This window comes from Andreprevotia sp. IGB-42 (assembly GCF_009848685.1).
Lineage (GTDB): Bacteria > Pseudomonadota > Gammaproteobacteria > Burkholderiales > Chitinibacteraceae > Andreprevotia.
The window spans coordinates 1-13787 of the sequence record NZ_WXTX01000022.1 but is presented as its reverse complement, the minus strand read 5'-3'; the positions used below and the strand labels follow the sequence as shown (position 1 = coordinate 13787).

At 62.1% G+C, this 13787-nt stretch carries 13 protein-coding genes; 12 read left to right on the top strand and 1 reads right to left on the bottom strand.

The window, feature by feature from the left end:
- Nucleotides 1-48: 48 nt before the first annotated feature.
- Nucleotides 49-1017 (bottom strand): octaprenyl diphosphate synthase, encoded by a 969-nt coding sequence (gene ispB / locus IGB42_RS20755; RefSeq protein ID WP_159675334.1) that lies wholly within the window; start codon nt 1015-1017, stop codon nt 49-51.
- Nucleotides 1018-1242: 225 nt separating this feature from the next.
- On the opposite strand from ispB, the gene rplU reads away from it, so the two are divergent.
- The 12 genes from rplU (at nt 1243) to IGB42_RS20695 (ending at nt 13570) form a co-directional block, all read left to right on the top strand.
- The gene (gene rplU / locus IGB42_RS20750; RefSeq protein WP_070529298.1) at nt 1243-1557 is read left to right on the top strand and encodes a 50S ribosomal protein L21; all 315 of its coding nucleotides are present in this window, start codon (nt 1243-1245) and stop codon (nt 1555-1557) included.
- Nucleotides 1558-1574: 17 nt separating this feature from the next.
- Entirely contained in the window at nt 1575-1847 is a 273-nt protein-coding gene (gene rpmA / locus IGB42_RS20745; protein ID WP_070529294.1) for a 50S ribosomal protein L27, read from the top strand.
- 64 nt (nt 1848-1911) lie between these two features.
- Nucleotides 1912-2625: an ABC transporter substrate-binding protein gene (locus tag IGB42_RS20740; RefSeq protein ID WP_159675332.1), complete on the top strand. Its 714-nt coding sequence runs from the start codon at nt 1912-1914 to the stop codon at nt 2623-2625.
- Nucleotides 2622-3761, top strand: a complete 1140-nt coding sequence (gene obgE, locus IGB42_RS20735) for a GTPase ObgE (protein WP_159675330.1) — start codon at nt 2622-2624, stop codon at nt 3759-3761. The genes IGB42_RS20740 and obgE overlap by 4 nt, the downstream gene beginning before the upstream one ends.
- Nucleotides 3762-3781: 20 nt before the next feature.
- Complete coding sequence (locus tag IGB42_RS20730; RefSeq protein ID WP_159675328.1) at nt 3782-4684, top strand: beta-1,6-N-acetylglucosaminyltransferase; 903 nt, start codon at nt 3782-3784, stop codon at nt 4682-4684.
- Nucleotides 4662-5927: a hypothetical protein gene (locus tag IGB42_RS20725; protein ID WP_159675326.1), complete on the top strand. Its 1266-nt coding sequence runs from the start codon at nt 4662-4664 to the stop codon at nt 5925-5927. Before IGB42_RS20730 ends, IGB42_RS20725 begins: the two co-directional genes overlap by 23 nt.
- Before the next feature lie 68 nt (nt 5928-5995).
- The gene (locus IGB42_RS20720) at nt 5996-6646 is read left to right on the top strand and encodes a hypothetical protein (protein WP_159675324.1); all 651 of its coding nucleotides are present in this window, start codon (nt 5996-5998) and stop codon (nt 6644-6646) included.
- A 46-nt stretch (nt 6647-6692) separates the two neighbouring features.
- Nucleotides 6693-7394, top strand: coding sequence for a hypothetical protein (locus IGB42_RS20715; protein WP_159675322.1), 702 nt, complete (start codon nt 6693-6695; stop codon nt 7392-7394).
- Nucleotides 7395-10217: an ATP-binding protein gene (locus IGB42_RS20710; RefSeq protein WP_159675320.1), complete on the top strand. Its 2823-nt coding sequence runs from the start codon at nt 7395-7397 to the stop codon at nt 10215-10217.
- Entirely contained in the window at nt 10099-10650 is a 552-nt protein-coding gene (locus IGB42_RS22610; RefSeq protein WP_308419241.1) for an MmcQ/YjbR family DNA-binding protein, read from the top strand. The genes IGB42_RS20710 and IGB42_RS22610 overlap by 119 nt, the downstream gene beginning before the upstream one ends.
- Before the next feature lie 74 nt (nt 10651-10724).
- Nucleotides 10725-12383 carry a methyl-accepting chemotaxis protein gene (locus IGB42_RS20700; RefSeq protein ID WP_159675316.1) on the top strand — a complete coding sequence of 553 codons (1659 nt, stop codon included), beginning with the start codon at nt 10725-10727 and terminating at the stop codon, nt 12381-12383.
- Between the two features lie 17 nt (nt 12384-12400).
- Nucleotides 12401-13570, top strand: coding sequence for a class I SAM-dependent RNA methyltransferase (locus IGB42_RS20695; protein WP_159675314.1), 1170 nt, complete (start codon nt 12401-12403; stop codon nt 13568-13570).
- The last annotated feature ends 217 nt before the right edge of the window (nt 13571-13787 follow it).

Here is a 13787-nt window from a genome sequence, read left to right as displayed (position 1 = left end):
GGATTATGGCGAAGCGTCATCTGCTTGTCAACGCGGTGCTTACAAGATTTAACGGTCGCGTTCCACCGCCAGATCGGCAAGGATTTCCAGTGCCTGGCGGGCGGGGGATGCGGGCAGTGCCGCCAGCAATGCGCGTGCATTGGCGGCTTCGCTTTGCGCCACACCGTGTGCGTAATCGAGGGCGCCGCTGGCCTGCACGGCCGCGAGTACCGCCGGCAGCTGTTCGCGTTGACCGTGCCGGAGTGCCTCGCGCACCACGCTGGCCTGCTCCGGGGTGCCGTTGCGCATGGTGTAGATCAGCGGCAGCGTGGGTTTGCCCTCGGCAAGGTCGTCGCCCAGGCTCTTGCCGATATCGTCTTCCTTGCCCGAATAATCGAGCACATCGTCGATGATCTGGAATGCAGTACCCAGATGCATGCCGTAGCGTGCCAGTTGGTCTTCCACATCTGCCGGGGCATCCACCAGGATGGCACCCAGCCGTGCGGCCGCTTCGAAGAGCTTGGCCGTCTTGTACTGGATCACCTGCACATAGCCGGCTTCGTCGATGTCGACGTTGCCGATGTTCATCAGCTGCAGCACTTCGCCTTCGGCGATGATGTTGGTGGCGTCGGCCAGCACCTGCATGATGCGCATCGAATTGCAGCTCACCATCAGCTGGAAGGCGCGGGTATACATGAAGTCGCCTACCAGCACGCTGGCGGCGTTGCCGAACAGCGCGTTGGCTGTCGGGCGGCCACGGCGCAACGACGATTCGTCGACGACATCATCGTGCAGCAGCGTGGAGGTATGGATGAACTCGATCACCGCGGCGAGCTTGCGATGGTTCTCGCCCTGGTAGCCCAGTGCCTGCGCGGCCAGCACCACCAGCATGGGGCGCAGCCGCTTGCCGCCGCCGCCAACGATATGCTCGGCCACCTGGCGGATCAGGACGACGTCCGAATAAAGCTGTGTGCGGATGATGGCATCGACTGCCTGCATTTCCGCGCCGACTACTGATTTGACGAACTCCAGCGACATGCGTCGTTCCGCTGCAAGTGGTTTTTCAAGAGCGCGATTTTAGCATGGATCGCGCCTTTGCTGGCCGCGGGGCACCGCGGGGGCGGGGCAGAAAGTGCATTAAGTGATTGACGCAGCAGGAAGTCTTGTTTAAAGTGCTTGGCTTCCCGCGTTGGGCGGGAGGCGTTGTGTTCGCCGCAAGGCTGTAGCACTTCGTATTCGAGCACAAACTCTCAGGAGCTTGTTATGTCTTATGCAGTCGTAAAAACCGGTGGCAAGCAGTACAAAGTTGCTATCGGCGAAAAACTTAAAGTAGAACAGATTACTGCAGACATCGACAGCCAGATCGTACTGAACGAAGTATTGATGGTGGCAAACGGTGAAGCAGTGACTATTGGCGCGCCCCTCGTGGCTGGCGCTACAGTCAAGGCAACGGTGATCTCGCAAGGTCGTCACGACAAGGTTCGCATCTTCAAGATGCGCCGTCGTAAACACTACCAGAAGCGTCAGGGCCATCGCCAGAACTACACCGAAATCCGCATCGATTCGATCGACGCGTAATCAGGAGCTGACTAACCATGGCACACAAAAAAGCTGGCGGTAGTTCCCGTAACGGCCGCGACTCACAGGCAAAACGACTCGGTATCAAAGTGTATGGCGGCGAGCTGATTCCGGCTGGTTCCATCATCGTGCGTCAGCGCGGCACTGAATTCCACCCGGGCGAAAACGTTGGCATCGGCAAGGATCACACCTTGTTCGCCCTCGTTGACGGCTACGTCAAGTACGCGATCAAGGGTGCTGCAAAGCGCCGCACGGTCACTGTACTGCCGTACACCGGCGAAGAAGCTTAATCGGTTTCTTCCGGTGCGTAAGAAGCCCTATCCTGCGATAGGGCTTTTTTATTTTGGTGGTGCAATGCGTGGCTTCCTCTGGCTGGTTTTGCTGCTGTGCTGCTGCAACCCCGCACGTGCCGGGGCTGCACTGAATGCGCTGCTGATCGATGTCGAGCCGCTGGTGCTGCCCCATAATCAGGGTTATGGCCGGGATTTTTTCGACGCGCTGGCTGCCGAAACCGGATTGCAGTTTGCAATGCGCACCATGCCCAGCGCGCGGGTGAATGCAGAGCTGGCACGTGGCGAGCCGCAGGTGGCTTTGTCGACCAGCCAGACTGAAATCTCCGCCGATCTGCAGCGTATTGCGCCGGTGATCGAGATCAATCTGCTGATCCTGCCGGCCAAGGCGCTACGGGCACGTACGCTGGCTGATTTTTCCGGCTTGCAGGTGGGGCGCATCCGGAGTGGATGCATGGCCGTGCTGCAGTTACCGGAGATCAACCTGTACGATCTGAATGACCTGGAGCAGGGCATGCGCATGTTGCAGGCGGGCCGGCTGGACGGATTGTGCGGCAATACCACCTCGCTGGGCTGGCAGCTGAAAAAGGCTGGCCTGACGTGGCATGATTTTCCGCCGGTAGTGTCGGTACGGAAACAGGATTTATGGCTGGTGGCGAGCAGGGCAGTGCCGCCGGCGACAATACAGCGCCTGCGTACAGGGGTTGAAGCGATGATGCGCAAGGGGCGGATCAAGGCACTGCACGACAAGTACCACATGGGTATGGACGAAAAATGAAATTCATTGACGAAGCAAAAATCGAAGTGATCGCCGGCAAGGGTGGCAAGGGCTCGGCCAGCATGCGCCGCGAGAAGTTCATCCCGCGCGGCGGCCCCGATGGCGGCGATGGTGGCAAGGGCGGCACCGTGTGGGCGGTGGCGGACCAGAACATCAACACGCTGGTCGATTACCGCTTCGTCAAGAAATACAAGGCGCGTGACGGTGAATCCGGCCGTGGCGCCGATTGCTACGGTTCGGCCGGCGATGACGTGATCCTGCGCTTTCCGGTAGGCACGCTGATGACCGATGCGGAAACCGGCGACGTGGTGGCCGACCTGACGCACGACGGCCAGCAGATCTGCCTCGCCAAGGGCGGCAAGGGCGGCTGGGGCAATATCCACTTCAAGAGCTCGATCAACCGCGCACCGCGCCAGACCACGTCGGGCGAAGAGGGTGAGCGCCGCGAGCTGAAGCTGGAACTGAAAGTGCTGGCCGATGTGGGCCTGCTGGGCATGCCCAATGCCGGCAAGTCCACCTTCATTGCCAGCGTATCCGCTGCGCGGCCCAAGATCGCCGATTATCCGTTCACCACGCTGCACCCCAACCTGGGTGTGGTGCGTATCGATGAAAACCGCAGCTTCGTGATTGCCGATATCCCGGGCCTGATCGAGGGTGCTGCCGAAGGCGCCGGCCTTGGTCATCGTTTCCTCAAGCATCTGGCGCGCACCCGCGTGCTGCTGCATCTGGTTGACCTGGCGCCGTTCGATCCGGAAGTGGATCCGGTGCAGGAGGCCAAGGCGATTGTCGAAGAGCTGCGCAAGTACGACGAAGCGTTGTACGACAAGCCGCGCTGGCTGGTGCTGAACAAGCTGGACATGATTCCGGAAGACGAGCGTGAACAGCGCGTGGCCGATTTCCTGGCGGCCTACGGCTGGACCGCGCCGGATAACGAATACGTGTTCGATCCCAAGGCGCTGCGCGTGTTCACCATCTCCGGCCTGACCGGCGAGAACACCCGCGAGCTGACTTACGCGATTATGGATTACCTGGATGCGGTACGCCCGGCCATGCTGGCTGCCGAAGCCGCCCCGCAGCCGCAGCTGACCAAGGATGACGTGAGCGCGCTCGAGCATTTCGACGGCGACGAAGCCTGATCGTTACCCGGGCCGGCACGGTGCGGATCGCTTACCTGATACTGGCCCACGCGCATCCGGCCCAACTGGGCCGGCTGGTGGCGCGGCTGGCTACGCCGGATACGGCGTTCTATCTGCACATCGACGCCAATACCCCGGCGCAGACCTTTGCCGCCATCGGGCAGGCGATGCCGGCAGGCGCTGCGGTGACTTTTGTCGAGCGCGTGCCGTGCCGCTGGGGTGGTTTCTCGCTGGTGGCCGCCACGCTGCGCCTGATGCGGGCGGCGCTGGCCGATGGCTGCGACTGGCTGGTGCTATTGTCCGGCCAGGATTACCCGCTCAAATCCAATACTGAAATTGCTGCCCGGCTGCTGCACGGCGGCCGTGCTGGCTATATCGACAGCCGCAGCGTTGCCGAATTTGATGTGCGTTACCGCTGGCAGGCCTTTCATTTCGAGGCATTGAACCGCAGCCTGTTCGATCGCGGCGTGCAAAAGCTGCAACGCCTCGCCGGCCGCCTGGGTGTGCATCGCCGCTTGCCGATGCCTTTGCAAGCGGTACGCGCCGGCTCGCAGTGGTGGTGTTTGCACGCCGATGCTGGACAAGCGATATTGGCTTTTGTGGCCGCGCAACCGCAATTGCCGGATTTCTTCCGTAAAACACTGGTGCCGGACGAGATGTTTTTCCAGACCATGCTGGCGCATACGCCGTTTGCCGAACAGGTGGCGCACGATGCGCTGCGCCATCTGGAATGGGCGGATGGCGCATGGTCGCCGCGCACGTTCTCGGCGGATGATCTGCCGGCGCTGCTGGCCAGCCCAGCGTTGTTTGCCCGCAAGTTTGCCGCCGATGGCGTGCTGGCCGATGTACTCGATGCCGCACTCGCCAGTTCATTCGCCGCGCCCACTTCCCTGAATGCCGATGACCAAGCCATCCATCACTGATTCGCCACTGGACGATTTTTTCCAGCCCGGATTTGACCCGCGCGATCTGGGACCGCTGGCCGGCCTGTTGCGCGCCAAGCCGTATCTGGATGCGCTGATCACGCTGTTTCGTGGCGGCGAGGATGAGGTGCTGGTGCGTTTGCTGATCCTGCGCGAGATCGGCGCGCGTGCCGATGCGCCGCGCTGGAGCCCGCAAGAGCTGGACGCCCATTTTGCCTATATCAATCCGGTGAAGCGCGATACGGTGCTCAAGCGCCTGCGCGATAACGGCTTGCTGGTGTGGGATAGTGATGCCGCGCTGTATTCGCTGAGCGAGCCGGGCCGGGTGGCTTTGGCGGCGCTCGCTACGCTCACGCAGTTTGCCGATGGCGATGCGGAGCTGGGCTACCTGACCGCGCAAGTGGCGGCAGGACAGTCACTGGGCAATATCGCCCCGGAAACGCTGCAGCATTTGCTGGCGCGCCTGAACGAATTGCATGGCGATTTTGCCGATGCGCTGGAATCGCAATCCGAATTCCAGATTACCCGGGCACGCACCAAGCTGGAAAGCGTGTGGCGCTGGGTGGAGAAAGGTACCGATGTGATCCGCCAGGTACTGGAGGACGAAAGCAGCGAGCGCCAGGTGCAGCAGGTGGCGCAGGCCATTGCGCTGGCGCAGGGCCGCATGCTGCGCATGACCGGGGTATTCCAGCGCCGGCTGGCCGAGCTGGCCGCGCAGCGCGTGCACCTGGGGCAATCCGGGCTGACGTCGACCAACGTGGCAGACTGGCTGCGCGCGCGTTCGCAAGAGCAGCTTGCCGCGCTGGGCCGCGATCTGCTGACCTTTCACCCCGAGCCAGCGCTGGTGGTATCCGATATCCTGCTAGATGTGACCGAGTTCGAACTGCTGGAACGCGAGCGTGATACGGTGCTGGAATCGGCGCTGCCCACATCCGAGCTGGCGCAATCGGTTACCGCTGTCGAGGCCGAGCGCCTGGTGCTGGCCGAGGAGCTGTTTGCTTATCTGAAAGACGTGCGCATCGAAGCCACGCTGGCCGATGCGGTGCTGGCCGATACCTATCCGGAAACGGCCTACCGGCTGTCGCTGCTATCGTTGCTGGGTGATGCGGATGCGGCGCTGGAGCAGAGCATCGTTGCCGATATCGTCAAGCTGCCGCTGGCGCTGCATACCGAAGATGCGGTCGACGAACTGGATCACCCCGAGGTAGCCACGCTGACGCGTGGTAGCCTGAAACCCCGCTGAATGCGTGACGACGTTATAAAATCAACCAGGTGCCGGCATCAGACCGGCATCATGCCGGACAGAGAAAGATGGGCTTACTCGACGAACTGAAACAACAGGCGCAGTCTGCCGCCGCCAATGAGAAAGATGCCAAGGCGCAGCTACGCAGCAACCTGGAAGCGATCGATGCTGCGCTGCGGGCTGTTTTTGCCTACCTGGATGAGCTGGTGGAACAGTTGCGCGTGATCAAGCCGACCAATGCGCATACGTTCAAGGCATGGAGCGCCGGCGAGTGGACCAATCTGGCGTTCGAGAATGCTGCCGTCAACCTGCGCCAGACCAGCATCGAGAATGTCGACTGGTACAGCCTGATCGAGTTCGGCATCAACTGGCGCGCGCCGCGTCCGTTGAAGGTGTCGTTCGGCAGCCAGGTGGAAGCGCAGTTCCTGAAAGACCGGCTGTGGCATCTGGGGTGCCGGTTGGAAGAGAAAATCACCAAGACTGCCGAAGAACGCTTCCAGCGCTCCGCCATCACCGTGGAGCCGATGCTGCCCACGCGGCTGCGTTTCGAGGCGCAAATCGAAACGGCCAAGATCCAGCTGACCGTGCGCAATCTGGATCAGCTGGGCGAGGATGTGCTGCTGCTCGATCCGGCCGAGTGCAATCCCGCATTGTGTGAAGAGCTGGCCAAAACGTTGCTGGGCCGCCCCAGCCAGATCAATGCGCTGCTCAAGCGCTGATGTTCCCCGTACCGCGCATGCCGCGCGGTAGTACCCCGAGTTAACGATGGACCAAGCCCTGAATATCCTGGTGGCGCGCCTGCTGGCGCACCGCTTCATTCCCCGTCGTGATCCGCTGGCACGCCGTGCGCTGATCGACGAAACCTTCCGCGCCAGCCTCGACCACCGGCTCGAAGAGTGCGGCCTGCAATTGTTGGAGAACCCGTACGCCGAACATATTGCCGTCGGCCTCAAGCCCGAGATGGAAGACTGGGTGTTCGGTGAAGGCGAAAACTGGCTCAGCAACAATATGGGCCTGCCGCGTGATGCCATCGCGTTGCTGGTGGTGCTGTGGGCGCTGATCATCTTGCCCAAGCGTGAGCGGCAGATTGCCCGCGCCGGCCGCGCAGGCGATACGCAGTCGGACATGTTCGGCAGTGAAAAACCCATCACCCACGGCGAGGAAATGGCACCCGGCGTGCCGGAAGACGCCATCTATGCCGATTTCGGCAAGAAACTGGGCGGCAAGGCACGCTTCTCGATGAATCTGGGGCAACTGGCCAAGCTGGGCTTCGTGATCCGTCGCAACAAGTTGATCCACGAGGGCCCGCTGCTCGATCTGATGATCGACTACGCCAAACTCGCGCCGCGCATCATCGAGGGGGCGCTGGGTGAGGTGTTGCAGTTGTCGGGCACGCAGATCGCCGTGCAGGTGGATGCTTTCGCGAATACAGATGCGCCGGATGTCATCGCGGCGGGAGAAGAATAAGTGTTTCAGATTCGCGAACTGGAAATGGTGCATTGGGATTTCTGGCGTGCCATCCGCGTGCCGCTCGATGCGCAGATCGTTACCATCGTCGGCCCCAATGGCTCGGGCAAGACCACGTTGCTGGATGCGTTGCGCACGATCCTGGCGCTGAAGTGCTCTGGCCGGCGTGATTACAAGCGCTATGTCCGCAATAACCGTGAGAACTATGCGTGGTTGCGCGCGGTGGTGAGCAACCCGCGCCGCCAAGGCGGCGGCTTATTTCCCTATCTGTTTTTCCCGGCCACCAGCGATGAGGTGACGCTGTTCTGCCGCATCCGCAAGCAAGGGGGTGACTGGGTACGCCAGTATGCAATCGCCGAGGGCGATACGGCGCTGAATGCTGATACCGAAACCCGGCTGCAGTGGCTGGGCGTGAACGAATACAAGCGCCGGCTGGAACAGGCGGGGCTGACGCCGGCGATTGCCGAGGTGCTGGCGCTGGAGCAGGGCGATACCGACAAGCTGTGCGAATACAGCCCCAAGGCGCTGTTGGAGCTGGTGTTCCAGGTATTTGGCGACAAGGAAGTGCTCGATCACTACAGCGAGACCAAGTTGCGCCTGAAAGAGGCCGAGGGCGAGCTGGGCAAGCTGGAGCAGCAGCTGTCGCAGCTCGGGCTGGATGTGGAGCGGCTGCGGCTGCGCGGCAACAGCTTCACCGAATGGCGCGCGCTGCAGGACGACGTTGAACAGCTGGAAAAGCAGGCGATCCCGGCGCTGCGCTATGTGGAGCAATGGGAAAGCCTGCGCGGCTATATCAACCAGTTCAAGGGCAGCCGGCGTGGCCTGAAGCAGAAGCAGGATGAGCTGGATATCATCGACAGCGAATTCCGCAGTGCAGATGCGCAGCAAAACGCGGTGCTAGGTAATGAGCAAGCGGCGCGCAACGAATACGATGCGGCGTTTGCCGCGTTCCAGGGCGCGCGCGATGTAGCGCGGGACAGCGAGAAAACCCTCAAGGATGCCGAGCGGCTGCGCCAGCTGGCCGAGCTGGAGCACGGTGCCGATGCGGTGGCGCTGAACGATGCACTGGGCAGGAAAAAAGAAGCGGCGGCGCAGCTGAAGCAGGCCATCCGCCTGATGAAGGACGAACGCCAGCAGATGTCCGAAGCGCAGTTCGCGCTGCAGCAGGGCCGCCAGCCGCATCCGGATTTTGTCCGGCAGATGCGCGCGGCGCTGGATGAAGCCGGCGTGGCGCACCAGTTGCTGACCGAAATCGTCGAAGTCAGCGATAACAGCTGGCAGGACGCGGTGGAGGCCTTGCTGGCGCCGTACCGCCATATCATCCTGCTCAACAAGGCGACGGACAAGGCGCGGGCATGGGAAATCGGCCAGCAGCTGCGCTTCCGCCACTTCGTGGTGCCGGACCGGGAGCCGGTGGGGGCAGCTGCGCCGGGCAGCATCCTGGAAATCGTCGATTTCAAGGCGGATGCACCGGGCTGGCTGATCGGCCTGCTCAATCGCACGTCGCGTGCGAAATCAGTGGCCGATGGCAACCGCATCGATGGCGACTGGATCACCCGCGAGGGCTATCACAAGGAACGGCGTGGCGCGCGCGATATCTCCGCCAAGCCGGGCGATTACGCCTTTGGCGAGGCAGCGCGCCATTCGCGACTGGCAGAAGTGAGCCGCCGCTTGCGTGATCTGAATGAAAAGCTGCTGGCGGACGAAGCCCGCTTGCTGGAACTGGAGCGCGAAGCGTCCGGCCTCACCCAGTCATTGATGGGCATGCAGGCGGTCGTGCAGCTGGCCGCCCGCCAGGATGAATTTGCCGCCGTGGCCGAGCGCTGGCCGGAAGAAGAGCGCCGCGCGCAGGAGGCCGGTGCGGCACTGGCCGCCGCGCAGGCCGCATGGGAAGAAACCCGCAACGCGCGCGAGGAAGGCCGCATCCGCTATGAAAAGCTCAAGGACCAGCGTAGCCGGCTGGATGGCCAGGTCAGCACGCTGATCGAACAGCTGTCGCGCCAGCGTGAAGAACAAAGCAGGCAGATCCGCAGCCTGCGTACTGCCAAGGCCGCGTTGCCAGCCGAGCTGGCGCAGGCCAGTGCACTGCGTGAGCTGAAGGAGAAATACGCCGGCTCGCGCGAGGTGCTGCACATGATCGAGCATGAGCGCGCGCGCCTGGCCGGAGGCGACTGGGAAACCGACCCCACCATCCTGGCGCGCCGCGACAAGCTGGCCGGTGACTACGCGGCACTGGAGCGTGACACCCAAGTGCATCGCAACGAAGTGATCCGCACCAACGGGCTGACGGATGAAGCGCGCGCCGCCTACATCAACAAGCTGCGCGCTACGGTGCGCGCGTACGGCCGCAATGTGAAGCGGCTGGGCGAGCTGGCCGGTATCGACATCGAGCTGGAGCTGCCGCACCTTGATAACGATGACCTGACGCTGGCGCAGGCGGGGTTGTCTGCGCGCTTCAACTTCGACCAGAAAGGCATGATGGGCCTGAACGATGGCGAGGCATCCGGGGGACAGCAGGTAATGAAATCGCTGATCCTGCTGATCGGTCTGATGATGGACGAAGCCAATCCGTCCGGCTTCGTGTTCATCGACGAGCCGTTTGCTCACCTGGACATCTTCAACATCGACCGCGTGGGCGGCTTTCTGAAGGCCACGCAGGCGCAATATCTGATTACCACGCCGCTTACGCACAACACCAATGTGTATGGGCCATCCGAGCTCACGCTCACCACGCGCAAGAAGCAGCCGGGCGAGCAATGGGCGCCGATCATCGCGCAGACACGCCGCCGCGTGCGCACTGCCGAGGCTGCCGCCACAGGCTGAGCACGCTACACTGCGTTGCGCACTGGTTACTGCCGCGCTCTGGGGTGGCGGTATCCGGGACCAACCGAGGACTGTATCGAGCATGACTGCAGATGAGTTCCGCAAGCATTGTGCTGCCTTGCCTGGCGCCAGCATGGATATCAAATGGGAAAGCAACGAGGCGTATTCCGTTGGCGCCAAGATGTTTGCCATCTATGGCCTCAAGAGCGGCAGTGTGTGCTTCAAGGTCGATCCGGCCCGCTTCCTGGAGCTGACCGATCAGCCCGGTGTACGCGCTGCGCCCTATCTGGGGCGCTACCACTGGATCATGCTCGATAGCCCGGCCACCTTGCCCGATACCGATTTCGCCGCGTTGCTCGATGCCTCTTATGCCTTGGTGCGGGCCAAGCTGCCAGCCAGCGTACGCAAGGCACTGCCGCCCTTCCCGGGCTGATACACCGCATACCGGTGGGTATCTATCTTTCTTCTTTGCTTTATGATGATTGCAAATGAAGAAAGGAGCAGGCCTTGTCCACCCCATCCAACACGCTTGCCGGTAATACCGGTTCCCTGTTCCGCCGTATCCTCGTCTGGATCCTGACAGTACAGGTGCTGGTGATCGTCGCCTTTACCGGCAATACCTATTTCGACAAAGCCACCGATGTGCGGGCGGAAATCGATGGCCGGCTGCGTGCTGCCGCATTTGCAGTGCCCTTCATCATCGACCCCGGCTATGTGGCACGGGCCAAGGCGCCGGGCGCGATCGGCATCGATGAATACCGGGCGCTGGTGCTCAAGCTGGGTAGCTACGCGCAAAAGGTGGGGCTGTCATACACGTATCTGATGACGGTGCGCGACGGCAAGGTTTACTACATTGCCGACGGCGCACCGCAGAAGGAATTCGATGCCGGCAACTATGCCAGGTACTTCGAGCATTACAACGATGCCGATCCGGCGGTGATGCTGGCTTGGGAAACCGGCAACACGCAGTTTGCCGAGTACAGCGACAAGTTCGGCACCTTCCGTTCCATTTTCATGCCGATGAAAGCCGCTGATGGCGCCAGCTATGTGATCGGCGTGGACGTCACCATGGCGCGCGTATCCGAAGCGTTGTGGGCCAGCTTCTGGCAATTGCTGGCGATTGCGGTGGTCTGCCTGTTGCTGGGTAGTGCGCTGGCGGTGCTGGCGGCGCGGCGTATCGTCGCGCGCATCCGCCGCGTGGCCAACGATATCGACGGCGTGGCCGAATCGCGTGATCTGGGCCGTGCGGTACAGGTACTGGGCCGCGATGAAATCGCCCGCATTGCCGAAAAACTCAACCGCTTGCTGGCGTTGATCCGCGATGTGTTTGCCGCCGGTCGCCGTAGCGCCGAGCAGACGGCGGCCATGGCGCAGCAGTTTGTCGGCATTGCCGAGGAAGTGCGTAGCGAGATTGCCAGCAGCGCCGGCCAGCTGGGCCATATCAATGGCGAGGTGAGCAGCATCCGCAATGCGGCGGGGGATGCCGCCAGCCTGGCCGAATCGGTACGCGGCTGCGTGCAGGATGCCGGCGGCAAGCTGGCAGCGGCCAAGAGCGAACTCGATCGCATGGTGGGCGGCGTGCATGACGGTGCCGGCGCCAGCCAGCGCCTGGCGGATGATTTGCAGCAGCTGTCGGTCGATACCGCGCAGATCACGCGCATCCTGAATGTGGTGCAGGAGATTTCGGGCCAGATCAATCTGTTGGCGTTGAATGCCGCTATCGAGGCTGCGCGCGCTGGCGAGGCCGGCCGTGGTTTTGCCGTGGTGGCAGACGAAGTACGCAAGCTGGCCGGGCAGACCGACTATGCGCTGGCTGATTCGCGCAAGGTGATCGATACCGTGGTGGGGGCGATCAACCATACCGCCGGCGACATGAAGGAAACCGCCGCGCAGGCACAGGCGCTGGTGGCTACATCCAACGATGCGCTGGGTGCCATCGCAGCTACGGTGGGCATGATGCAGGATGCCAACCTGCGCGTTGGCGAGTCGGTTGCGCAGTCGCAATCGATCGAAGTATCGGTATCGCGCATCAGTGGCGAGCTGGATGCGGTAAATCACTCGCTCGCAGTCAGCGCCAAAGACGCCGACGAGATTTATACTGCAGCAGTTGAACTCGGGCGCAAGTCCGAGGAGCTGCGCCGCGAGCTCGATCAGTTCCGCGGCTGATCCTTCAGGAATATCGAGTGCAGAATTTCTCCCAAAGCTTCAATTTTTTCGCCTCCTGCCCCCGTGGGCTGGAAGCTGCGCTGGCCGACGAGCTGGTGCAACTGGGTGGCAAGTACGTGACCGCCACCGACGGGGGCGTGGCGTTTGCCGGCACCTGGTCGCTGATGATGAAGGCCAATCTCCACTCGCGCCTGGCAAGCCGCATCCTGTGGCGGCTGGATGAAAAAGCCTACCGCAACGAGGAAGACCTGTACCGCCAGGCAATGAATATCGACTGGCCCGAGCTGTTTGCGCTGCACAATACCTTCAAGGTGAATGTCACCGCCGTCAAAAGCCCCGTGCGCAGCCCGGAGTTTGCCGGCCTGAAAATCAAGGATGCCATCTGTGACCGTTTCCGCCGCGCTACCGGCGAGCGCCCCAATGTGGATACGCAAGCGCCGGACATGCGCGTGCACCTGTACCTGACTGACCGTACTGCCACCTTCTACCTGGATACCTCGGGCGACGCCTTGTTCAAGCGCGGCTATCGCGTGGAAACCGGCGACGCACCGATGCGCGAGAACCTTGCCGCCGGTTTGCTGGCGCTGGCGGGCTGGCAGAGCGATGAAGCGTTTTACGACCCGATGTGTGGCTCGGGCACCTTGCTGATCGAAGCCGCCTGGAAGGCGCTCAATATTGCCGCGGGCTCGAAGCGCAGCTTTGCGTTCCAGCAGCTGCGCAATCACGATGACAACGGCTGGCAGCAAATCCGTGCCGAGGCCAAGGCGGCGGAGAAGCATGATCCGTCGCTCAATATCGTCGGCAGTGATGTGTCGTCTACCGCGTTGATGGCAGCGGAGGCGAATCTTGCATCCGCTGGCGTCGCGGATGTGGTCAAGCTCAAGCAGCTCAACTTCAATGATGCCAAGGCCACCGCAGACAGTGGTGTGCTGCTGTGCAACCCGCCATATGGCATCCGGCTGGAGGAGCTTGACCGGCTGGCAGAGGCATATCCGCAGTGGGGCACGGTACTGAAGCAGCGCTTCAGCGGCTGGCGCGCCTATTTCTTTACCGGTGATCCGGAGCTGGCACGCGGCATCCGCCTGAAAGCGTCAAAGCGCACGCCGCTGTTCAATGGCGCCATCGAATGCCGTTTGTTCGAATACCGGATGGTGGCTGGCGGCAATCGCGACAAGCCGGCGACCTGACCGCCTTGGTGCATGCATTAAATCGAACAGCCCCGCTTGCGGGGCTGTTTTGCATTCCGGCGCTTTGATCGTTGTACTGTGTGATTCCGCATTTCGCAATTGCATATAGATAACGCGCGCGAGGCTGGCGGATAATCTACCGTGCGTAGTCGAGCGTTGTATGGACTGCTTTGCGGCTGGCCATCTGCTGCCAACTTGGCAACGTGCTGGCATCCTC

Excerpts from the sequence above, each read along its gene's own strand:
- ispB (WP_159675334.1), bottom strand. The coding sequence starts at position 1,017 with ATGTCGCTGGAGTTCGTCAAATCAGTAGTCGGCGCGGAAATGCAGGCA.
- rplU (WP_070529298.1), top strand. The coding sequence starts at position 1,243 with ATGTCTTATGCAGTCGTAAAAACCGGTGGCAAGCAGTACAAAGTTGCT.
- rpmA (WP_070529294.1), top strand. The coding sequence starts at position 1,575 with ATGGCACACAAAAAAGCTGGCGGTAGTTCCCGTAACGGCCGCGACTCA.
- IGB42_RS20740 (WP_159675332.1), top strand. The coding sequence starts at position 1,912 with ATGCGTGGCTTCCTCTGGCTGGTTTTGCTGCTGTGCTGCTGCAACCCC.
- obgE (WP_159675330.1), top strand. The coding sequence starts at position 2,622 with ATGAAATTCATTGACGAAGCAAAAATCGAAGTGATCGCCGGCAAGGGT.
- IGB42_RS20725 (WP_159675326.1), top strand. The coding sequence starts at position 4,662 with ATGACCAAGCCATCCATCACTGATTCGCCACTGGACGATTTTTTCCAG.
- IGB42_RS20720 (WP_159675324.1), top strand. The coding sequence starts at position 5,996 with ATGGGCTTACTCGACGAACTGAAACAACAGGCGCAGTCTGCCGCCGCC.
- IGB42_RS20715 (WP_159675322.1), top strand. The coding sequence starts at position 6,693 with ATGGACCAAGCCCTGAATATCCTGGTGGCGCGCCTGCTGGCGCACCGC.
- IGB42_RS22610 (WP_308419241.1), top strand. The coding sequence starts at position 10,099 with ATGGGCCATCCGAGCTCACGCTCACCACGCGCAAGAAGCAGCCGGGCG.